The organism is Parafrigoribacterium soli, from assembly GCF_040227235.1.
Taxonomy (GTDB): domain Bacteria; phylum Actinomycetota; class Actinomycetes; order Actinomycetales; family Microbacteriaceae; genus Parafrigoribacterium_A; species Parafrigoribacterium_A soli.
The window spans coordinates 391310-411604 of sequence record NZ_JBELNZ010000001.1 but is presented as its reverse complement, the minus strand read 5'-3'; the positions used below and the strand labels follow the sequence as shown (position 1 = coordinate 411604).

General features: G+C 65.1%; 20 protein-coding genes. 17 read left to right on the top strand and 3 right to left on the bottom strand.

The window, feature by feature from the left end:
• Positions 1-55 precede the first annotated feature (55 nt).
• The 4 genes from ABUA37_RS02000 to ABUA37_RS01985 all read left to right on the top strand — a co-directional run bounded on the left by ABUA37_RS02000 (position 56) and on the right by ABUA37_RS01985 (position 4159).
• Positions 56-1135, top strand: a complete 1080-nt coding sequence (locus ABUA37_RS02000) for a 4-hydroxy-3-methylbut-2-enyl diphosphate reductase (RefSeq protein WP_349897875.1) — start codon at positions 56-58, stop codon at positions 1133-1135.
• Positions 1132-1680: a DUF6264 family protein gene (locus ABUA37_RS01995; protein WP_349897438.1), complete on the top strand. Its 549-nt coding sequence runs from the start codon at positions 1132-1134 to the stop codon at positions 1678-1680. The genes ABUA37_RS02000 and ABUA37_RS01995 overlap by 4 nt, the downstream gene beginning before the upstream one ends.
• A gap of 110 nt (positions 1681-1790) precedes the next feature.
• Entirely contained in the window at positions 1791-3011 is a 1221-nt protein-coding gene (locus tag ABUA37_RS01990; protein WP_349897437.1) for a sensor histidine kinase, read from the top strand.
• The gene (locus ABUA37_RS01985) at positions 3008-4159 is read left to right on the top strand and encodes a hypothetical protein (protein WP_349897436.1); all 1152 of its coding nucleotides are present in this window, start codon (positions 3008-3010) and stop codon (positions 4157-4159) included. Before ABUA37_RS01990 ends, ABUA37_RS01985 begins: the two co-directional genes overlap by 4 nt.
• A gap of 11 nt (positions 4160-4170) precedes the next feature.
• On the opposite strand, the gene fbaA is transcribed toward ABUA37_RS01985, so the two are convergent.
• Complete coding sequence (fbaA, locus tag ABUA37_RS01980; protein WP_349897435.1) at positions 4171-5214, bottom strand: class II fructose-bisphosphate aldolase; 1044 nt, start codon at positions 5212-5214, stop codon at positions 4171-4173.
• Between the two features lie 202 nt (positions 5215-5416).
• On the opposite strand from fbaA, the gene glpX reads away from it, so the two are divergent.
• Entirely contained in the window at positions 5417-6403 is a 987-nt protein-coding gene (gene glpX / locus ABUA37_RS01975) for a class II fructose-bisphosphatase (RefSeq protein WP_349897434.1), read from the top strand.
• A gap of 12 nt (positions 6404-6415) precedes the next feature.
• On the opposite strand, the gene rmuC is transcribed toward glpX, so the two are convergent.
• Positions 6416-7711: a DNA recombination protein RmuC gene (rmuC, locus tag ABUA37_RS01970; protein WP_349897433.1), complete on the bottom strand. Its 1296-nt coding sequence runs from the start codon at positions 7709-7711 to the stop codon at positions 6416-6418.
• Positions 7712-7851: 140 nt separating this feature from the next.
• Between rmuC and ABUA37_RS01965 the strand changes: the two genes are divergently transcribed.
• A complete protein-coding gene (locus tag ABUA37_RS01965) occupies positions 7852-9342 on the top strand; it encodes a CoA-acylating methylmalonate-semialdehyde dehydrogenase (RefSeq protein WP_349897432.1) in 1491 nt (496 codons plus the stop codon).
• A 110-nt stretch (positions 9343-9452) separates the two neighbouring features.
• Here ABUA37_RS01965 and ABUA37_RS01960 read toward each other — a convergent pair whose 3' ends face one another.
• Entirely contained in the window at positions 9453-10055 is a 603-nt protein-coding gene (locus ABUA37_RS01960; RefSeq protein ID WP_349897431.1) for a 3'-5' exonuclease, read from the bottom strand.
• 176 nt (positions 10056-10231) lie between these two features.
• Between ABUA37_RS01960 and ABUA37_RS01955 the strand changes: the two genes are divergently transcribed.
• The 11 genes from ABUA37_RS01955 (at position 10232) to ABUA37_RS01905 (ending at position 20279) form a co-directional block, all read left to right on the top strand.
• Positions 10232-10972: a class I SAM-dependent methyltransferase gene (locus ABUA37_RS01955; RefSeq protein ID WP_349897430.1), complete on the top strand. Its 741-nt coding sequence runs from the start codon at positions 10232-10234 to the stop codon at positions 10970-10972.
• 21 nt (positions 10973-10993) lie between these two features.
• A complete protein-coding gene (gene ychF / locus ABUA37_RS01950) occupies positions 10994-12064 on the top strand; it encodes a redox-regulated ATPase YchF (protein ID WP_349897429.1) in 1071 nt (356 codons plus the stop codon).
• Positions 12065-12227: 163 nt separating this feature from the next.
• Entirely contained in the window at positions 12228-13910 is a 1683-nt protein-coding gene (locus ABUA37_RS01945; RefSeq protein WP_349897428.1) for an AIPR family protein, read from the top strand.
• A gap of 225 nt (positions 13911-14135) precedes the next feature.
• Complete coding sequence (locus tag ABUA37_RS01940; RefSeq protein WP_349897427.1) at positions 14136-14594, top strand: hypothetical protein; 459 nt, start codon at positions 14136-14138, stop codon at positions 14592-14594.
• 308 nt (positions 14595-14902) lie between these two features.
• Complete coding sequence (locus tag ABUA37_RS01935; protein ID WP_349897426.1) at positions 14903-16729, top strand: hypothetical protein; 1827 nt, start codon at positions 14903-14905, stop codon at positions 16727-16729.
• A gap of 214 nt (positions 16730-16943) precedes the next feature.
• Positions 16944-17135, top strand: coding sequence for a type II toxin-antitoxin system VapB family antitoxin (locus ABUA37_RS01930; protein ID WP_349897425.1), 192 nt, complete (start codon positions 16944-16946; stop codon positions 17133-17135).
• Positions 17136-17138: 3 nt separating this feature from the next.
• On the top strand, positions 17139-17543 hold the full coding sequence (locus tag ABUA37_RS01925; RefSeq protein WP_349897424.1) for a type II toxin-antitoxin system VapC family toxin: 405 nt from the start codon (positions 17139-17141) through the stop codon (positions 17541-17543).
• Between the two features lie 107 nt (positions 17544-17650).
• Positions 17651-18094, top strand: coding sequence for an RpiB/LacA/LacB family sugar-phosphate isomerase (locus ABUA37_RS01920; protein ID WP_349897423.1), 444 nt, complete (start codon positions 17651-17653; stop codon positions 18092-18094).
• Between the two features lie 53 nt (positions 18095-18147).
• On the top strand, positions 18148-19119 hold the full coding sequence (locus ABUA37_RS01915; RefSeq protein ID WP_349897422.1) for a Ppx/GppA phosphatase family protein: 972 nt from the start codon (positions 18148-18150) through the stop codon (positions 19117-19119).
• Positions 19120-19158: 39 nt separating this feature from the next.
• Complete coding sequence (locus tag ABUA37_RS01910) at positions 19159-19626, top strand: nitroreductase family deazaflavin-dependent oxidoreductase (protein ID WP_349897421.1); 468 nt, start codon at positions 19159-19161, stop codon at positions 19624-19626.
• A 41-nt stretch (positions 19627-19667) separates the two neighbouring features.
• A complete protein-coding gene (locus ABUA37_RS01905) occupies positions 19668-20279 on the top strand; it encodes a hypothetical protein (protein ID WP_349897420.1) in 612 nt (203 codons plus the stop codon).
• Positions 20280-20295 lie beyond the last annotated feature (16 nt).

Below are 20295 nucleotides of genomic sequence, written 5' to 3'. Positions count from 1 at the left end.
TCTGCCGTGCCGCCACTCGTAGACTGGCGTGGTGGGAACCATCTCGAACGGCACCATGGCCGAGCACCTCCCGATTCCTCGGATGCCCGCGCTCCGTGGTCCGCTGCGCGACCTCCCGATCGAGGGCACCAAGCGCGTGCTGCTCGCTGCGCCGCGCGGCTACTGCGCCGGCGTCGATAGGGCGGTCGTCGCGGTCGAGAAGGCGCTTGAGCGCTATGGCGCGCCGGTCTACGTGCGCAAGCAGATCGTGCACAACCGGCACGTCGTCGCCACACTCGAGCGGCAGGGGGCCATCTTCGTCGACGATGTTGATCAGGTTCCGACCGGCGCCCACATAGTCTTCTCGGCGCATGGCGTCTCGCCCGCGGTCGTGCGGGCAGCGGAAGATCGCGGACTCCTGGCGATTGACGCGAGCTGCCCGCTTGTCACGAAGGTTCATCGCGAGGCGAGCAGATTCGCACGCGACGGTTTCCGCATCCTCCTGATCGGCCACGCGGGCCACGAAGAGGTCGAGGGCACGATGGGCCATGCTCCAGAACGCATCGTGCTCGTCAATGGGCCCGCGGATGTCCCCGTGCTTGACATCGACGACGACGAGCGTCTTGTCTGGCTCTCGCAGACCACGCTCAGTGTGGACGAGACGATGGAGACGGTTCGGCTGCTGCGCGAGCGCTTCCCCCGCCTGCAGGATCCGCCGAGCGATGACATCTGCTACGCGACACAGAACCGTCAGGTCGCCATCAAGCGCGTGGCCGCTGAGGCAGAACTCGTGATCGTCGTCGGCTCCGCCAACAGTTCCAACACCCTGCGCCTGGTCGACGCCGCTCTCGAACATGGCGCGAGGGCCGCGTATCGCGTGGACTTCGCGAGCGAGATCCGTCAGGAGTGGCTCGATGGCGTAGCCACAGTCGGCGTCACCTCGGGTGCCTCGGTTCCCGAGCTGCTGGTTCGAGAGGTGCTCGACGACCTCGCGGATGCCGGCTACGGCTCCGTGGAGGAGGTCGTGACCGCGGAGGAGGACCTCGTCTTCTCGCTGCCCAAGGAACTCCGCAAGGCACCCGATGGCGCACGGGACGGCCGCGCGCTCGGCGGGCGCGCATCCGCAGTACCGGCGGGCGAAGGGCAGCGACCGTGACCGACTCCAGACCGCGCCCCCAGTACGGCGAGTACGCGACGCCCGAAGAACAGGCGCGGGCGATGGGCACCCACCGTTCTGCACCCGCCGTGCAGGCGGCGGCGCCGTCCGGTCCCAGCCTCGCGCAAGCCTCGGCCGCCCGGGACGTGCATCCGAGCACCGCGCAGCAGGTTCGCAGTTCGCGTGATCTCGTGATGACCGTGACGCTGCTGGCCATCGGGCTGGTCTGGGTGTTGCTGTCTATACCCGGCGCCGCAAACCTGCCGGACACCCTCAACCGCACCTACGAGCTTCAGGGCTACACCGGCGGATACGGTCCGGTGGCGCTCGCCTCGATGCTCGGGCTGCTCATGAACATCAGCTCGATCGTGGTGTGGGGCATCAGCTGCGCCGTGTCGGTCACCCTCCTGCGCCGCCATCGGCGGGCGGCGTACGTGCCGATCATCGGCGCGGTGGTCGCAGGCGCGATCGCGCTCGCTCTCACCCTCGTCGCGATGCTGAGCGACCCCGGCCTGGTCGCCTACATCAACACACTGCAGGCGTAGTGCTCGCACGGCACCGTCGCGCCGGATAGTCCGTCTTGTGGGGGTACGAGCGGCCGCGCGGCCACTGGCAGACTTGAGCGCGACTGTGCGCGATCGACCGGGGGGTGCGAATGGCTATCGCTGTGCTGCCGCGCGCCACCGCCGCTGCCGTCGTCAATCGTGCGCTCGCGCGCGGCACCTGGGCGGTCGCTCTCACCGTCATCGTGTTTGACGTTCCCGTGCTCCTTGACGTCTTCGGCCGGCGGGGCCTGGGCGATCAACTCGGTGTTCCGTTCATCGCCCTGATCGTGATGGGTTGCGCGCTCGCAGTCACGGCACTGCGGCCGGCGCCGTGGCTCGTCGCGCTGTACCTCCTGATCGGTGGCGTCTGCGTCGTCGCCTACGAGGTCGGCATCATCTCTGCAGACCCGAGCCTCGTCTCCGACGCCACGTTCCTGCTCAATCGACCGGCGGTCGCACTCGTTCTCGTGGGCTCCCTGTCGTCGAGCACCCTTGTCGGCATCCTGTGGTGCGTCCTCGGCTACCTGGTCTCCTTTGCGGCATCGTTCGTCGCCGCCGGCCTCACCGCTCAGCCACTGCATCCGGGTCTCGGGCCTACGCTGCTCTTCGGCCTCTACGTCACCTCGTACCTCGCGCTCGCGCTAGCCCAGCGCGGTCAGCGCAGGCGCGTGCCCGACTTCGAGGCGGTCGAACGCCAGGGCGAGCGGATCGTGGCCGAGCGCGAGTCTGCGCTGCGGACGGCGGCGATCGTGCACGACACGGTGCTGAGTGACCTCGCTTTCGTCATCAACGCGCCGGACGCGCTTGACGAGCGCGCCCGCGAGCGCTTGCGCAGCGACGTGGCAACCCTCACGAGCGCCGAGTGGCTGGCACAGAGTGCAGAGACAGCCGAGGCGAATCGTTCGGAGGCGCTCGTGCGTAACCGGCTGGCAGCGGTGGTCAGCGACCTTCAGTGGCGCGGACTGACCGTGCACGTGAGCGGCAACAGCAACGCCGCACTTCGATCCAGCATTGCGGCCGCTGTTGCGGCAGTGGATGCCGCACGGGCGTGCCTTGAGAACGTGCTCGCGCACGCCGGAGTGGCGGTCGCGCAGATCGTCCTCGGTCAGGATGCGGGCGAGAGCACGATCATGGTGATCGACGAGGGTGTCGGATTCGAGCCCGACGCTGTGTCGGAAGACAGGCTCGGACTCCGAGTATCGGTGGTCCAGCGGGTCGAGGCCGTCGGTGGCTACGTGCGTGTCTGGTCGTCACCAGGCAACGGCACCTCCGTGTTGATCTCGGTGCCCGCGGTGGCTGTCGGTGCCCGTCGAGGAAGGGCCCGGCCGTGAGGCGCAGGGTTGCGGGTCCGCGGGAGGCGAGCACCGCCCAGGCGATCGATCCCTTGAGCTGGTTCACCGCGCCGTTCGCGCCTCTCGCCTTCGGCGGTGTCATCCTGCTGCTCGGTTCGAGCATGATCGTGACCGGTGAGAGCGATGCCGCCACCCTCGTCGTGCAGTTGCTCGCCCTCGCGGTGTGCACCTCAGCCTGCGTGCTCATCCACGTGGCCACGAGACCGAAGCGCGGCGCGATCGGCTGGCGAACCTCGTCACTCGCGCTGCTGGTCTCACTCTGCGGCTACCTGCTGTCAGCGCTGAACTTCGGGGCGGACGGTCAGCGTCCGGAGCAGTGGTGGGCTCCTGGCGCGGTCGCGCTGGCCATCGCGTCGCTCGCCCCGTACGTCTCCATTCGGCGACTCGCTGTACTTGGCCTCGCCACGAGCATCGCCGTCGGTGCGGTCGGCTGCGCGGCGTACCCCGCGGGATCGGGTCCCTGGTCGGCAGGGAGCGTCGTGATCATGGTGATGACGACTCCGCTCCTGGCCGTGGCAGCGTCATCCGTGTTCATCGTCACGGTGGTGCGCACGATGCGGCGGCTGCTCGCCGAGCGTACGGATGTCGCGCGGGTGCCCGCTGACGACTCGGCGTCCGCGGTCAGCGCGCACTCGCTCGCCCGCCTGACCGCGCGAGTAACCCCGTTTCTCGAGCGACTCGCGGAGACGGGAACCGTCACGCCGACGGATCGCGCCGTGGCCGGGCAGCTTGCACGCCGGCTGCGGGACGAACTCGTCACGAGCGCCAACGCGAGCTGGCTCGACACGCTAGCCATGGGCCGGCCGGTGGTCGTCATGGACCCGGAGAGACGTGCGGATGTCATGAACGCGGCCCAGAGATCCGCCCTGACCGGCCTCCTCAGCGCCATTCTCGACTCGCCTGAGACGGCGTCGAAGGCGATCCTGGTGGAGTTGCGCGGTCGTGACGGCGGCGCGACGGCGGTCGCCGTGAGCATGGACCTCGAACTGCCGGAGGGCAGGCGCACGATGCACCTCGCGCCGTATTACCTCACCCTCAAGACTGCGTTCGAGGGGCTCTCCTGGAGCGAGGGCAACCTCATGAGCATGCGGTTCGAGGTGCCGGCAACCGACACCTCGAACGGCTGAGGCTGCGAGCGCTACTTTCCGGAGTGACCGGCCGAACCGAGCTGCTGGGTCGACTGGATGACGCGCTGCGCCATGGCGGTCTCGGCGACCTTGCCCCAGGCGCGCGGGTCGTACACCTTCTTGTTGCCGACCTCGCCGTCGACCTTGAGGAAGCCGTCGTAGTTCTTGAGCACGTTATCGGCGATGGCCCGGCTGAATGCGTACTGCGTGTCGGTGTCGACGTTCATCTTCACCACGCCGTTCGCGACCGCGGTGGCGATCTCCTCGTCCGTGGATCCCGATCCGCCGTGGAAGACGAGGTCGAGCGGCTTGGCGCCCTTGCCGTTCGTTGCAGTTAATCCGTACCGTTCGGCGATGCCGGCCTGGATCTCGCCGAGCAGCTCGGGACGCAGCTTCACGTTGCCTGGCTTGTACACGCCGTGCACGTTCCCGAAGGTGAGCGCGGACATGTAGCGGCCGTTCTCGCCGAAGCCGAGCGCCTCCACCGTCGCGATCGCGTCATCCAGTGTCGTGTACAGGTGCTCGTTGATCTCGTGGCTCACGCCATCCTCTTCGCCGCCGACGACGCCGATCTCCACCTCGAGAATCGCGTTGATCGCCTTCATGCGCGGCAGGATCTCCTTGGCGATCTCGAGGTTCTCGCTGAGCGGCACCGCAGAGCCGTCCCACATGTGGGACTGGAAGATCGGGTTGCGGCCAGCCTTGACCTCGGCCTCGGACGCTTCGATCAGCGGCAGCACGAAGCCGGCCAGAGCATCCTTGGGGCAGTGGTCGGTGTGCAGCGCGACGGTGATCGGGTAGTTCTTGGCCACCTCGTGCGCGAAGGCCGCGAAGGCGAGTGCTCCGGATGCGCGGTTCTTGACGGTCTGGCCTGCGAAGTAGTCCGCGCCACCGGTGGTGACCTGGATGATGCCGTCGGAGCCGGCCTCGGTCAGCCCCTGGAGCACGGCGTTGATGGTCTGGGAGGAGGAAACGTTGAACGCCGGGTAGGCGAATCCGCCGGCCTTTGCCTTGTCGAGCATTTCTGCGTACTGCTCAGGGGTTGCGATAGGCATGACGTCTCCTCGGTAGCTGGAATATCCGCGAACGAGTCTATCGGAGCGGGCTCGGCCTCCTCTTACTCGCCGTGCTCCTCGTAACAGGGGCGTCGCGACGGAGCCGCGCAAATGTCGCCTTCTCTAAAGAAGCCACGATCTTTCGCAGCCCGGGGGCGCAACCGCCCGGCGGCTCGGAGCGGCCTCTGCCTAGGCTTAAACCATGACCCCGAATACCGACAGCATGTACCTGCAACCGGACCGCAACCTCGGAATGGAGCTGGTGCGGGCGACCGAGGCTGCGGCCATTCGCGCCGTGCCCTTCATCGGGCGGGGCGACAAGAACGCTGCCGATGGTGCGGCCGTGGATGCCATGCGCACCTTTCTCGGCACGGTCAATTTCGACGGCGTGGTGGTGATCGGCGAGGGCGAGAAGGATCACGCGCCGATGCTGTTCAACGGGGAGCACGTTGGCAACGGTCACGGGCCGACCTGCGACATCGCGGTGGACCCGATCGACGGAACCTCACTCACCGCATCCGGCAGACAGAACGCGCTGTCGATGATCGCCGTGGCCGACCGCGGCAGCATGTACGACCCGCGCGCGGTCTTCTACATGGACAAGATCGTCACCGGGCACGAGGGTCGCGGGGTCATCGACCTGCTCAGGCCGATCGGCGAGAACATCCGGGCGCTCGCCAAGGCGAAGCACAAGGATGTCGCCGACATGACGGTGGCCGTGCTGGATCGCCCGCGGCACCTCGAGCTCATCGACGAGATCCGAGCGGCCGGTGCGGGCACGCGGCTGATCCTCGACGGGGATGTGGCCGGCGGCATCAATGCGGCCAGGGACGACAACATGCGCATCGACATGTGCGTCGGCATCGGAGGCACTCCGGAAGGCATCATCACCGCGTGCGCGCTCAAGGCGCTCGGCGGCGTGATCCAGGCCAAGCTGCACCCCAAGGACGACGAGGAGCGGCAGCGCGCCATCGACGCCGGCCACGATCTCGATCGCGTGCTCGACGGGGACGACCTGGTGCGCAGCGACAACACCTATTTCGTGGCGACGGGCGTCACGGATGGCCAGCTCGTCGGCGGTGTGCGCAAGTTGGGTGCCGTCATCCACACGGAGAGCATCGTGCTGCGCGGCAAGTCGGGAACGATCCGCCGAGTCTCCGCCGACCACCTCGCCGAGAAGTGGGTCTAGCTCGCGTCCTGGCTATTCGCTGGCCAGCTCAGCGGTGAGCTCGAACGCGGTGAGCTCGCGCGGTGCCTCTTCGATGCCGCTGAGGGTGCCGAGCACCTTCGACTCGTCGAGCGCGCTCAGCTTGCGCGCGCTCGGCAGCACCTGCCGCTCGAGGGAACCGACGAAGTTGTTGTAGTCCTTCACGCTGCGCTCGATCGAGCGTCCGAGCTTCTCCACGTGCTCCGAGAGCTTCGACAGCCTGCCGTAGAGCTCGCGGCTGAGGTCGAAGAGCAGCTTGGCGTCTTCGGTGAGCACGTTCTGTTGCCAGCTGAACGCGACGGTCTTGAGCACCGACCACAGCGTGACGGGGGAGGCCAGGGCGACCCGCTTGTTGAACGCATAGTCCATGATCGAGGGGTCGGCCTCCATCGCGCTCGAGACGAGCGACTCGCTTGGGATGAACGCGATGACGAGCTCTGGCGAGGCATCGAGGCCGTCGTAGTAGGCCTTGCTCGAGAGGGTGTCGACGTGGGCGCGCAGAGCTTTGACGTGCTGCCGGATGAGTTGTTCGCGCTTCGCTCCCTCCTCTCCGGTCGCGGTGACGGGGATTCCGCTCGCCTCGAGATAGGCGTTGAAGGGAACCTTGGCGTCCACGGCGATATTCTTGCCGCCCGGCAGGTGCACGACCATGTCTGGGCGGCCGGCCCCCGCATCCGAGGTGATGCTCGACTGCACGTCGAAGTCGACGCGCTCGATGAGGCCCGCCGCCTGCACGACGTTGCGCAGCTGGGTCTCGCCCCAGACGCCGCGCGTGCTGTTGCTCTTGAGCGCCGAGGCCAGGGCCTCGGCCGTGCTGCGCAGCCGCTCCTCGGACTCGGTGGCCGACCTCAACTGCTGGGTGAGTTCGCCGTGCTGTTGCTGGCGCTGCGTCTCGAGCTCGGTGACCTTGTGCTGCATCGTGCGCAGGCTCTCCTGCACGGGCGTGAGCAACTGCAACACCTTGCTCTCGGCGCGCTCTCGCTCGGCCGCCGCCGCCTGTTCGGTGCGCTGGCGCTCCAGGATCTCTCGGTGCTGGTCCTGCAGACCGACCACTTGCTCCCGCAACGCCGTCGCCGTCGCCTGCACGGATGCCAACTCGGCGGACAGTGTCGCCTGCGCCGACTGCTCCTGCACCTTCAGCTCCGCGAGCGCCATCTGATGCTGCGCCTCGAGCACGGCCGGACCGGCTGTGTCGACTGTACGACGACCGCGCGCGAGCACCCAGCCGAGCACGCCGCCCAGCACGATGCCGATGACGAGGCCGATGATGAGTGGCGCGATGGAGTCCATGCCTCCAGTGTGGCAGCGGCCGACGACAATTCCGCGAGCGACCCAGTCGCGGCGGACCGCCGCCGATGCGAACATTTCGGGAACAATACGGTCGGTCGGTTCACGGTCGCGGGTCCCTCATCCGCAGCTAGCATGGCGCCATGGACATCCTGAATCACTGGCTTTCTGGCACGTCATTCGAAGGCGAATCGTCGCGCACCTCACCCGTGTACAACCCCGCCCGCGGCACCGTGCAGAAGGAGGTGCGACTCGCCACAGTTGGCGACGTCGACACCGCCGTCGCCGCAGCAAAGGCCGCGTTCCCGCAGTGGGCCGAGACCTCGCTCGCCAAGCGACAGGCGATCATCTTCCGATTCCGCGAGCTGCTCAACGAGCGCAGGGAGGACCTGGCGCGCATCCTCACCGCCGAGCACGGCAAGGTGCTCTCGGATGCGATGGGCGAGATCGCGCGCGGCCTCGAGGTCGTCGAGTTCGCGGCAGGCATCCCGCACCTCATGAAGGGGGAGTACAGCGAGAACGTCTCGACCGGCGTCGACGTCTACACGACTCGCGAGCCGCTCGGCGTCGCCGCGATCATCAGCCCGTTCAACTTTCCGGCCATGGTGCCGCTGTGGTTCTTCCCGATCGCGATCGCGGCGGGCAACGCCGTCGTGCTGAAGCCGTCGGAGAAGGACCCGTCCGCCGCCAACTGGATGGCCGAGCTGTTCACCGAGGCAGGCCTGCCCGACGGCATCTTCAACGTGGTGCACGGTGACAAGGTCGCGGTCGACGCGCTTCTCGAGCACCCGGATGTCGCATCCATCTCCTTTGTCGGATCGACCCCGATCGCGCGCTACATCTACGAGAACGCGGCGAAGCAGGGCAAGCGGGTGCAGGCGCTCGGCGGCGCGAAGAACCACATGCTGGTTCTCCCTGATGCGGACCTCGACCTCGCCGCGGACGCCGCGGTCAACGCCGGCTTCGGCTCCGCGGGCGAGCGCTGCATGGCGATCAGCGTGCTCGTGGCGGTCGAGTCGATCGCTGACGAACTGGTCGCAAAGATCGCCGAGCGGATGTCGGGCCTCGTCATCGGTGACGGCCTGCGCTCCTGCGACCTCGGTCCGCTCATCACCAAGGAGCACCGCGACAAGGTGTCGGGATACATCGAGCTCGCGGCGGCCGACGGCGCGACCGTCGTCGTGGATGGTCGCGATGCGCGCCCCGACGGCGAATCAGACGGCTTCTGGCTCGGCCCGACCCTCTTCGACCGCGTGCCGGTCGCATCCAAGGTCTATGTCGATGAGATCTTCGGGCCGCTGCTCTCGGTCGTGCGCGTCGAGACCTTCGACGAGGGCATCGAGCTCATCAACAGTGGACCTTACGGCAACGGCACGGCGATCTTCACGAACGACGGCGGGGCTGCCCGCAAGTTCCAGCGCGAGATTCAGGTCGGCATGATCGGCATCAACGTGCCGATCCCGGTGCCCGTGGCGTACCACTCGTTCGGCGGCTGGAAGGCCTCGATGTTCGGCGACACCAAGGCCTACGGTTCGGATGGAGTGCGCTTCTTCACACAGGAGAAGGCCGTCACGAGGCGCTGGCTCGACCCCTCGCACGGCGGGATCAACCTGGGCTTCCCCGAGAACCACTGACCGACGTTCCCTGAGCCTGTGGAAGGGGCTGTGCGTGAAATGGGCCGATCCGTCCATTCGGGGCCGACGCGTCGACTCATTCGGGACGCATTGGCCCCGTTTACGCCGCGCTAGCCGAGCGCCATCGCGCGGGTGTCGGCCGCCGCTGCACCGATCGCCCCGATGCGTGCGCCCGTGATGGCCGAGAGCTGCGCGAGATCGGATGCGTCGTGGCGCCTCGCCGCGTGCACCATGATCGCGGCGCAGGCCTCGGCATCCGCGAGCGCGTTGTGGTGGTCGAAGTCCTCGAAGCCTGCCGCCATCGCGGCCACCGGCAGGCGGTAGGAGTCGAGGTTGTAGGTCTTGCGCGCCACCTGGAGGCTGCACAGGTAGGAGAACGACGGCGTCTCCACATAGCTGGCCTGGCACGCGGCGCTGATGACACCCATGTCGAAGGATGCGTTGTGGGCGACGAGCAGGTCACCACCGGCGAAGGCGACCAGTTGCGGTAGTTGCTCGCTCCAGAGCAGGGCGTCCACGACATCCGCCGCCATGATGCCGTGGATGCGGATGTTCCACTCGTTGAACGCATCGTGGCCGAGCGGGGGCTTGATCAGCCAGTAGCTCTTGTCGACGACGTCGCCATCCCGCACCTTCACGAGCCCGACCGAACAGGCGGATGCGCCCGAGGAGTTGGCGGTTTCAAAGTCAATTGCGGTGAAGTCGACGGCCATTCCCGCATCGTCTCACGCACGTCCGACGAGGGTGGCGCGACCCGCCCGCTGTTCGTAACTCAGGCAATGTGTCTCGAATCGCGCGCGGGCGACCCGGGTGGGGCGTCCGCTGGCGATTCTGCCTGAGTTATGAAGTGCGGCGGTCGGCGTCCGGCGCGGCGATGCAAGATGGAGTGATGGATGAGCAGCGCTTCGTCGAGCAGGCGAACTCCTTCGGCAGGGTGGTCGACGAGTACGAGCGCGCGCGGCCGAGCTACCCGCGTGAGGCCGTCGACTGGCTCGTGCCGCCGAGAACGCGCATCGCTCTCGACCTCGGTGCCGGCACCGGCAAGTTCACACGGTCACTCGTGGCTCGCGGGCTGGAGACGATAGCGGTCGAACCGGACGACGTGATGCGCGCCGCGCTCGCCGATGCGCTGCCGTCCGTGCACTCGCTCAAGGGCACGGCGGAGGCGCTTCCACTGCCGGATGCCAGCGTCGACCTCATCACCGCCGCCCAGTCCTGGCACTGGGTGGATGAGTCCCTGGCGCTGCCCGAGGCGGCCCGTGTTCTGAAGCCGCGTGGTTCGCTCGCGCTGGTGTGGAACATCCGCGACGAGAGCGTGCCGTGGGTGAAGCGGCTTGGCGAAATCATGGGTGGCAGTGCGGCGGAGACGGCAATGCAGCAGGAGGTCACGATCGGCGCACCCTTCGGCCGCACCGAGCGCTTCACCTGCGACTGGAGCATGACGACGAGTCTCGACGGGCTACTCACTCTCGCGGCGTCGCGCAGCTACATCATCACGGCCGAGGAGGCCCGTCGGGCGGAGGTCTTCGACGGCATCCGCGACCTGGTCGCGAGCGACCCTGGCATCGCTGGACGAGACACCTTCGAACTGCCCTACCGCACCTTCTGCTTTCGCGCTGCCCGTCCGTAGACCCCGGTACGATGGAGCCTCGTGGCTCTCACTATTGCAATCGTCGGACTCCCGAATGTCGGCAAGTCCACCCTCTTCAACGCGCTCACCAAGAACCAGGTGCTCGCGGCGAACTACCCCTTCGCCACCATCGAGCCGAACGTCGGCGTCGTGAACCTCCCCGACCCGCGCCTAGAGACCCTCGCCGAGCTGTTCCACAGCGAACGGATCCTGCCGGCGCCTGTCTCGTTCGTCGACATCGCGGGCATCGTCAAGGGTGCATCCGTCGGCGAGGGGCTCGGCAACAAGTTCCTGGCGAACATCCGCGAGGCCGACGCGATTGCGCAGGTCATCCGTGGCTTCAGTGATGCGGATGTCGTGCACGTCGACGGCGCCGTCAACCCCGCATCCGACATGGAGACCATCAATACCGAGCTGATCCTGGCCGACCTGCAGACCCTCGACAAGGCCGTCGAGCGGTACGAGAAAGAGGTCAAGACCAAGCGCACCGAGCCTGCCGTGCTCGAAGCCGCGAAGGCCGCGGTGGCGTGGCTGAACGAGGGGAAGCCGGTCTCGGCATCCTCCATCGACCTGGAGCTCATTCGCGAACTCGGCCTCCTCACGACGAAGCCGTTCATCTACGTGTTCAACGTCGATGAGGCGATCCTCGGCGATGCCGCGAAGCTCGCGGAGCTCGCAGCCCTGGTCGCTCCGGCGAAGGCGATCTTCCTTGACGCGAAGCTCGAGTCCGAGCTCATCGACCTCGATGCAGCGGATGCCGCAGAGCTGCTCGCGAGCACCGGGCAGGAGGAGAGTGGCCTCGACCAGCTCGCCCGCATCGGCTTCGACACGCTCGGCCTGCAGACCTACCTGACGGCTGGACCGAAGGAGTCGCGCGCCTGGACCATCCACAAGGGCTGGAAAGCCCCGCAGGCTGCGGGGGTCATCCACACCGACTTCGAGAAGGGCTTCATCAAGGCGGAGGTCATCGGCTTCGACGACCTCGTCGAGACCGGTTCAATCGCCGAGGCCCGCGCGAAGGGCAAGGCCCGCATCGAGGGCAAGGACTACGTCATGCAGGATGGCGACGTGGTTGAGTTCCGCCACAGCTAAACAACAGGCTTTGAGCTCGCCATTTTCCTGGCAAAGGAGGCTGCCCTCGTCCGATGGGGATCCGTAAACGCGGTTCAGTCAATTTTGGGCTGCCGGTCCGACTAGAGGAACATCTTCATTCCACTAAGGTTGGCTCGACCTCGCAGGTGGTGAAAGGACCGAGATGGAACTTCAGGAACGACAGATTCGCAAGCGTCTTGAAGAGGATTTCGGGCCATCCATCGATATGACTGATTGTCTGCAGCATTCGGCAGACGAGCAAGCGAAAACACGAACCTCGCGTGCCCTAGCCGCAATGACAGTCGCCGCGAACGCCAAGATCCCCGTCGAAGAGTCTTGCAAATCCGTCGTGGACGAGTCGGGCGACGCTGGCATCGATGCCATCGGCATCTCCCTGGCGCGCGGTGAGGTCTACGTCGTGCAGGCTAAGACGTCCGCGGGTTCTCCCAGTCCGACTGAGGTGATGAAGTTCGCGAACGGCATCCGATTGTTCCTTGACTGGGACTGGAACAGACTCGGCGCCAAAGCAAGGAAGCGCCGAGCCGAGTTTGAGGAGGCGCTCGAGAGCGACATCAAGGTGGTCGCAATTTATTCGCACCTCGGATCCCAGGGACCGAATGAAGACGCTAAACAGTTGAGCGACCAGTTGATGCAGGACGTGAATTCTTCGGGCGACATTCTCGAATTTCGCTATCAGGGCCTACGCGAGAACTTCGATCATCGGAACATTGCGAGCGGCTTGGGGGCGCCAGACTACGAACTTACGTTCGAGCGCTGGGTGACTATGACCGATTACCGCTCTGAGATCATGGGTATTGTCGCCGGCGAGCAACTCGCGAACTTAGTGGAGTCCTTCAACGAACGCCTTTTCGACAAGAACATTCGCGCAATTCTTCGTCAGACGGAAACGAACGAAATACTCGATGACACTCTGCGCAATTCGCCGTCAGATTTCTGGTACTACAACAATGGAATCACCATTGTCGCGAACTCGATCAGTTGTCGACGTACGAATCCTCGGAGTGCCAATGAGATGTTTTCGTTGAAAGGTTTGAGCGTTGTTAACGGCGCACAAACCTCTGGTGCTCTCGCACGCAGCCTTCGCTCAGGCATCCCGTTGGATGATGTTCGAGTCACCGTGCGTGTCATTTCCACAGAAGATCACTCCGTAAACTTCGAGCAGCAGGTTACGAGATACACGAACACGCAGAATCAGGTGTCGAACCGCGAGTTCGTTTCGTTAGACGCATTCCAACAGGAGCTCAGCGACATCCTGCTGGCGGAGGGCGTTCAGTACTCGTTCCGGACGGGGCAGGCGCAGGACCCCGACGAATTCAGCTTCACGTTCGATTTGGAAGAGGCAACACGCGCCCTAGCCTGCTTTACGGGCGAGGGTAATGCGACGCGAGCCAAGAGGGAAATCGGCCGTATGTGGTCGGATCTGAACTCGAGCCCATACCTAGAACTATTCCCAAGGGGATTAGACGCTGCCACGATGTATAACGCTGTGAGGTTTTGGCGTGCGGCCAACGCAACCTTGGATTCGGTTTCCAAGGATTGGGAATCGCGCGCGCAGAATATCCTGAAGAACTCTGTCTACGTCTCGTGTGCTCTGCTCATGCAATACGCGCGGAACAATGGGGCTCACTTCTCGGATATTGAATGGAATGTCGAAGCTTGGCTCCTCCAGGAGCAAGCGAAGGTTGAGCGATTGGCGACCCTCGTGGTCGAACTTCACGAAGGGGCAAACGCAGGCGGTTTCGCGATGTCCTTCTTCAAGAATCAACAAAAAGTCGAAGGCTTTGCCAGCGATGTCAGGAGAAAATTCTTAGATACAGGTCGTTGAGTCCATCGACTCGCTAGAGAGCTACGGTTGCGTCGACACCGAGCCTCAAATTAGATGCTCGTATTCGACGGCGAGGTCGCCGAGCTCAGCGACAGATGAACACTTGACGCTTCATCAGTCTCAGAAAGGAGGCGACGTGCCTCAAGTAGCGATTCGTCCGGCGAAACAATCGTACGAACTCCGTCTGTTGGGATATCTGGCGACCTCACGCAGGTTGAAGTAGCCGTGGACTGGCTGGGGGTGGTGATGGGGTGGTTGCAAGGTAACCTCGCGGTACTGAGCGCGCTCTTTGTCCCGGTTCTGCTTGGAGTGATCGGTCCGCTGACGTCGCGAGAAGCGGGTGGGCGTCAGTACCGGCGCGTTCGCCGACACGCTCAGCTCAGGGGGCTGCTGAGAGACGGCTCGAGCGCTGCTAAGCGGATGGACGCTCTGCTCGACAGCGAGATCCAACTGCTCACTGATCGGCGGTCCAGGAAGCTGAACGGGGCCAACCTCGCCGCGATCGTCGTAGTTTCCATCGTCGGCGCTGCGATCTCTTTCTTCCTCGTTACCTGGGCGCAAGGGAGCGTCGGCCTCTGGGCTTGGGTCGCTTGGATCCTATTTGGCGCGTGGACCCTTTTCATCGTGCTGCTCGTTCTCGTAGGGGGACTGCAAAATTTCTACAAGCAAGTTGAGGAGAGCTAGTGCCAAGGAGTACCAATATCTTGGATTTCGTCTTCATTGAAGTGCATCGCGAAAATGGTGGAGTTTCGCATGGCATCGATTCAGACTCTGAGCGATCCGAATCTCGGCGGCGGGTCCACTGAGCTGGTATTTGCGGGAGAGCTCCAGACGCTGTCTGTTCGATGGATGTCGGCTCTGTAGAAGCGTAGATAGCCGCACATCTCCCCCGAAGGAAGGTTGGACGCTGTGCGATCGACTGTGAGCAGCTTCGCCCAACACGCCGCGTTTTAGGTTCGGGACGCTTCGCGCCCTTGCCGGATGATGAGCAGATGTCCGTAGAGCTGTTTGCCGTGAACGCCGTCAGTGACCGCATCGCAGCTTGCCCGCGGTTGAGCCCCGAGATCGCGTCCGGAGATCGAACTCCTATCACGGACGGCCACATCGACTTCTACAGCTCCGAGACTCACACCAAGAAAACGCACAGCGGGCGCGTGCCTGTCCAAGTAAAAGGACGAGTTACCCCAAAGAAGATCAAAGCCTCGCGCGACACGCAGTCGTTCAGCGTCGAACGGGAAGTGCTCCGCTTCTTCCGCAACCACGGGGGCGGCATCTACTTCTACGTTCCGATGCGCGCGGGCGGTGAGCAGCGGGAGGTCTACTATGCGATGTTGCTTCCGTTCAAGATCGATCGCCTGCTGACGACGAGTCCAAGAGAGCAGAAGACGTTCTCCATAAAGCTCACGCGACTCCCCGAAAATACCACCGCTATCGAGCGGATCGTTCGTCTCGCTTGGGACGGGCGCTCGCAGAGCGCGTCCATCGGCGGGAATGGCCACCTTTTGGAGAAGGCCGAGAGTTTGACGGTCCACTCGCTTATCGGTTTCGACGAATCTCGTCCAACGCGCCTTGCACTTGCGGAAACGGACTACGTCGTCGTAGCCCATCTGCCGGGCGGGGTAGAGGTACCTCTGGACATCGACCTCGAGGTGTTCCCCCAGGAGTACACCGAGAGGGAACTGGCGGTATCGATATCTTGCGGGGGCATCGAGTTCTCGGGGGGATCAGGGCGTCGCATCGACGAGGAGACTCTTCGCGTGCGGTTGTCCGCAGGCCTGGAACTTCGCCTCAAGGTCGAGGAGAGTGTGATCAATGCGAACCTGAACCTTACACGTGACGGGTCCTTTCGCGATCAAGTGAAGAACATCGACTTCGTGCTCGCTGCCGCAAGCGGTACCCCCTTGGTCATCGGCGGGCAGTCGCACCTGCCGCACGAGGGCGACTCGCGACTTGCCGCAGAGCTCGAAGTCGTTCGCACTCAGCTCTTTCATCTCATCGAACTCTTCGATGAGCTCGGCATTGATGACGCGGTAACTGCGGAGCTGAGTCTCGACGAGGGTATGAAGCGGATGCTGTTCGCTTTTCACCAGGGGATTGTCGAGAACCGCCCTGTGCGCGGGACTTCTGACGGAACCGGACGACTGGACATTTCGTTGGGGCCGCACAAGCTGATGGTGATCGTCTTGCCCGCGGAGGAGGAAGGGCACCGGCGGATAATCGACCCGTTCGACCCCGGCAAGCGGGAGCAGTTCCGAATCTATCGACTAGATGGAGTTGGAACGGCGGAGCCCGTCGAATGGGGGACTGTGTACGAGACAGTGACTCCGGAGGACATGGCTCTCATACTGAATCTCAGACTGGGCGATATTGTCTCGTGTTACTCGGCGCTCGCTGACCGCTCCGGCGCGCTCAACAAGGCAAACCTGACGGTGCTTCGCCTTCTGTCCGCTTCCGATCTGACGACGGATGAGCGGCACCGCAACTACTTGCTTCAAGGCGCAGCGAGTCTTTGCGATTGGTTGCTGTCTGAGGACGTAGATTCGCTCATACACCGGATCAACTGGTGGCAGACGAAGACCCGCCTGGCGTCACTCAGTGACGATGATCGACGCGAGATGCGGGCCGCCCGGCGGAGTCTGAGTAGGAACGAGAAACAGGCGGGTCTGCTGGAAGCCTGCATGCTCATCCTGCTCGAGGAGAGTGAGGAACTCGAACTTGCGATCTCAGAGCTAGGCCTTGAAGAGGTTGAGACATTGAAGAGCTGGCCAATCTGGAGCCTCAGGATGCCGCACGCGCCGACAGAAGCGCTCACTCAATAGCGCTAGGGAGTGCGATGAGTGACGCGCCGCGAGATCCATGCGAGGCCGTCCGCTTGACGACTCCGAGCCGCTGGGCCTGCTTCGTCCCCACCCGCCAGACGATCCGAGGATCGCGCAGGTCGCGTCTCCTGGTCATCCCGCGTACCCCCTGCAAGGGAAGGGCGACGCATCGCTGACAGCAGCAATCGGTGCTAAATTTTATGCGGAGGAAGCGATGCGTACAACGGTCACAGTGGATGACGAACTCGTAGCGAGAGCCGCGGAACTGACCGGTCGTGAGGAGCGCTCCACGCTTATCCGGCTGGGGCTCGAGGCGCTGATCGAGCGCGAAAGTGCCCGGCGGTTGGCGTTGCTCGGTGGCACCGATACGCGTGCGGCGACCGCGCCGCGCAGGCGGGTTGCCTGAACTGTGATTCTGGTCGATACCTCAGTCTGGATCGATCATCTGCATCGGTCCGATCCCGTGCTCGTCGGGCTCCTCGATGGCTCCTCCGTGCTCCACCACCCGATGGTTCTGGGCGAACTCGCCCTCGGAGGTCTGCGGAACCGCGCAGAACTGGTCGGCTCACTGGCGGGGTTGCCGTCGGCCGAACGCGCCACTCACGCCGAGGTCATGCACCTCATCGAGAGCAGACAGTTATACGGCGACGGCCTCAGCCTCGTGGGTGCCTACCTACTTGCATCAGTGCTGCTGACTGAGGGCGCGTTGTTATGGACGCGGGACAAGAAACTACAAGCCGCGGCGCGACAACTCGGCATCGAATTCTCACCAGTTGTTCCGACGGAGACGAGCGAGGCGCCAGTAACACCATGAGTCGCGCGTCGAGCGGCACGCGCTCGACGCCCCAAAGCTAGGCTGGATTCACGGCCGATACGCGACCATGACGAGACGCAGTCAGCGCTCGCCGGATTGGACCACTCATGCGCATAGTCATCGGAGCTCCCAGCAACGGCTCGGCACTGAAAGACGCCATCAAGTCCTGGCTCGAAGCGGATGACCGGGTCGCCGAAGTCATCGACCTCTCGACGCCGGAGATCACCTACCCTGCCGTCTCGTTCGCGGCGGCGGAGGCCATCGTCGATCGCCGAGCGGACCGCGGCATCCTCGTCTGCGGCACGGGAGTCGGCACCGCGATCGCCGCAAGCAAGGTGGACGGGGTGCGTGCCGCGACCGCCCACGATCTCGTCACCGCGCGCGGCGCGGTCGAGAACTACAACGCGCAGATCCTCTGCATGGGCCAAAACGTCATCGCCCCCGCTGCCGCGACCGCTCTGGTCGACCTCTGGCTCGATCTGCGCCACGACCCGGCGGGCAGCTATGCGCCCAAGCTCGACGAGATCACCGCGTACGAATCCCGCAGATAGCCTCGTAGACGAGCGCAGAGTGAGAAGCACGAGCGCACCGTGAGGACCCGCGCATGACCCGAGTTGCCGCCTTCGACTGCGGAACGAATTCGATCCGACTGCTCATCGCCGATCTTGATGAGCGTGGAGGCCTTCGCGATGTGGTGCGCAAGCTCGACCTGGTGCGCCTCGGCGAGGGGGTCGATCGCACCGGCAGATTCAGCGAGGGCGCCCTGGAACGCACGCTCGAGGCAACCCGCCGCTACGCCGAGCTGTGCCGCGAGCACGGCGTGGAGCGCATCCGTTTCGTCGCAACGTCGGCGACCCGGGATGCCGCCAACCGGGCGGAGTTCACCGACGCCGTCGAGGCGCTGCTCGGCGTTCCCGCGGAGGTCATCGCCGGCACGGAGGAGGCCGCGCTGTCCTTTCGTGGCGCACTCACCGCTCTCGGTCCCTCCGACCTGCTCGACGACACGGTCGAGCGCCTCGTTATCGACATCGGCGGCGGGTCCACCGAGCTGGTGCTGGGTGGGCGCACCCCGCACGCCGCCTATTCCATGGATGTCGGCTCGGTCCGACTGACGGAACGCAACGTGAGCACCGACCCGCCCTCGCGGTCCGATCGCGACGGCGTGCGCGCGGCCGTCGATGCGGCGCTGGACCTCGCATCCGAGACCGTCGATCTCGGCCAGGCGGCCGAGGTGATCGGAGTCGCCGGCACCGTCACCACCATCACGGCGCACGCGCTTCGCCTGCCCTCATACATCCCCGACGCCATCAACGGCGCACGGTTGCCCGCGGCCACGGTGCTCAAGGCGTGCGACGAACTCAGCCGAATGCCCAGGGCCGAGCGGGCCGCACTGCCCTACCTGCACTCGGGGCGGGTCGACGTCATCGTCACCGGCGCGTTGATCTGGTCGGCCGTCGTGCAGCGGATCGCCGAGGCCTCGACCGCGGCAGGGCGCCCGCTCGAAACCGTCATCACGAGCGAGCACGACATCCTCGACGGAGTGGCGCTGTCTCTCGCACCGAACGCCGCCGACTGACGCGGCGTCGAATGAACACCTCGGGCGTACCATCGGCGCATGAAGCGAAACCTCGCGGCAAGCGTCCTCACGACGCGCTGGCTGGTTCGCGCACCCATCCACCTGTTCCGCGCGGGGCTCGGATTTCTCTTCGGCGGCAAGCTCCTGCTTCTGGAACACGTCGGTCGCGTCTCGGGTGAGAAACGCTACGTCGTGCTCGAGACCGTCGCGCGAGAGAGCCCGGATTCGGTCATCATCGCCTCGGGATTCGGGCGCAAGTCGCAGTGGTTCCGTAACCTCCTCGCGCATCCTGACTGCCGCGTCAGCATCGGTCGTCGCCGCAACATCCCCATGAGCGCGAGCGTGCTGGAGACGAAAGAAGCGGATGCGGCGCTCGCCTACTACAGCGCACAGCATCCGAAGGCCTGGGCCGAGCTCCATGCCGCGATCGTCGCCGCGACGGGAGAGAGCGACCCGGAGATCCCGCTCGTGCGCCTGAGCAGACGCGGCGACACAGCCACCCGTTAGGCTTGAGTCCAGGGCAGTGCGCACGAGATTGAGAACCACGAGTGAAATGGTTTCGCCGCAGGCGACGCCGCTGGTCGCGGCCATTCGACGAATCCGCGCTGCCGCCTCCGCCGCCGTTCTCTCTTGAGGACTCGGTCTCCGAGGGCCTCATGCTCGCGGAATACTCCTCGCGACTGCGACTCAAGAACCGCGTCATCGTGGGCGTGCTCACGGCCGATCGTGCGTTCGATCCGGCGCAGTACCTCGACGAGGCACGCGAGGCCATCGACGTGCTCATCGACGAGTTCGACCTCGAGGGCATCCGCATCGCGAAGCAAGTGCGCGTCGCCAGGTCGATACCGGGCAAGGCCTCGCACGCTCACGACTACCGCTCCGGCGACGCACACAACCTGGAGCTTCGCGAGGAGGTGCTCGCGGTCGTCACCGAGACGCTGCGCGAACGCCGCGCCAACGGGGACTACCTGCTCGAGCTGATCGAGAGTGCCCGGCAGGACGCCTGGCTCGACATCGCGCGAGCGGTCGAAGACTGGCTCGACCGCTCCAACATCGCGACGGATGCCGACTACGAGCGGCACAGGAGCAAGCGGATGCGGCTGGTCGCCGACGACCTCGCCGCCCTGGTCCCGGTCGGCGAGCGCGGCACTGCGGAGTAGGACACGCGACCGAGCG

Excerpts from the sequence above, each read along its gene's own strand:
- ABUA37_RS02000 (WP_349897875.1), top strand. The coding sequence starts at position 56 with ATGGCCGAGCACCTCCCGATTCCTCGGATGCCCGCGCTCCGTGGTCCG.
- ABUA37_RS01990 (WP_349897437.1), top strand. The coding sequence starts at position 1,791 with ATGGCTATCGCTGTGCTGCCGCGCGCCACCGCCGCTGCCGTCGTCAAT.
- fbaA (WP_349897435.1), bottom strand. The coding sequence starts at position 5,214 with ATGCCTATCGCAACCCCTGAGCAGTACGCAGAAATGCTCGACAAGGCA.
- glpX (WP_349897434.1), top strand. The coding sequence starts at position 5,417 with ATGACCCCGAATACCGACAGCATGTACCTGCAACCGGACCGCAACCTC.
- rmuC (WP_349897433.1), bottom strand. The coding sequence starts at position 7,711 with ATGGACTCCATCGCGCCACTCATCATCGGCCTCGTCATCGGCATCGTG.
- ABUA37_RS01965 (WP_349897432.1), top strand. The coding sequence starts at position 7,852 with ATGGACATCCTGAATCACTGGCTTTCTGGCACGTCATTCGAAGGCGAA.
- ABUA37_RS01960 (WP_349897431.1), bottom strand. The coding sequence starts at position 10,055 with ATGGCCGTCGACTTCACCGCAATTGACTTTGAAACCGCCAACTCCTCG.
- ABUA37_RS01955 (WP_349897430.1), top strand. The coding sequence starts at position 10,232 with ATGGATGAGCAGCGCTTCGTCGAGCAGGCGAACTCCTTCGGCAGGGTG.
- ABUA37_RS01945 (WP_349897428.1), top strand. The coding sequence starts at position 12,228 with ATGGAACTTCAGGAACGACAGATTCGCAAGCGTCTTGAAGAGGATTTC.
- ABUA37_RS01935 (WP_349897426.1), top strand. The coding sequence starts at position 14,903 with ATGTCCGTAGAGCTGTTTGCCGTGAACGCCGTCAGTGACCGCATCGCA.
- ABUA37_RS01930 (WP_349897425.1), top strand. The coding sequence starts at position 16,944 with ATGCGTACAACGGTCACAGTGGATGACGAACTCGTAGCGAGAGCCGCG.
- ABUA37_RS01920 (WP_349897423.1), top strand. The coding sequence starts at position 17,651 with ATGCGCATAGTCATCGGAGCTCCCAGCAACGGCTCGGCACTGAAAGAC.
- ABUA37_RS01915 (WP_349897422.1), top strand. The coding sequence starts at position 18,148 with ATGACCCGAGTTGCCGCCTTCGACTGCGGAACGAATTCGATCCGACTG.
- ABUA37_RS01910 (WP_349897421.1), top strand. The coding sequence starts at position 19,159 with ATGAAGCGAAACCTCGCGGCAAGCGTCCTCACGACGCGCTGGCTGGTT.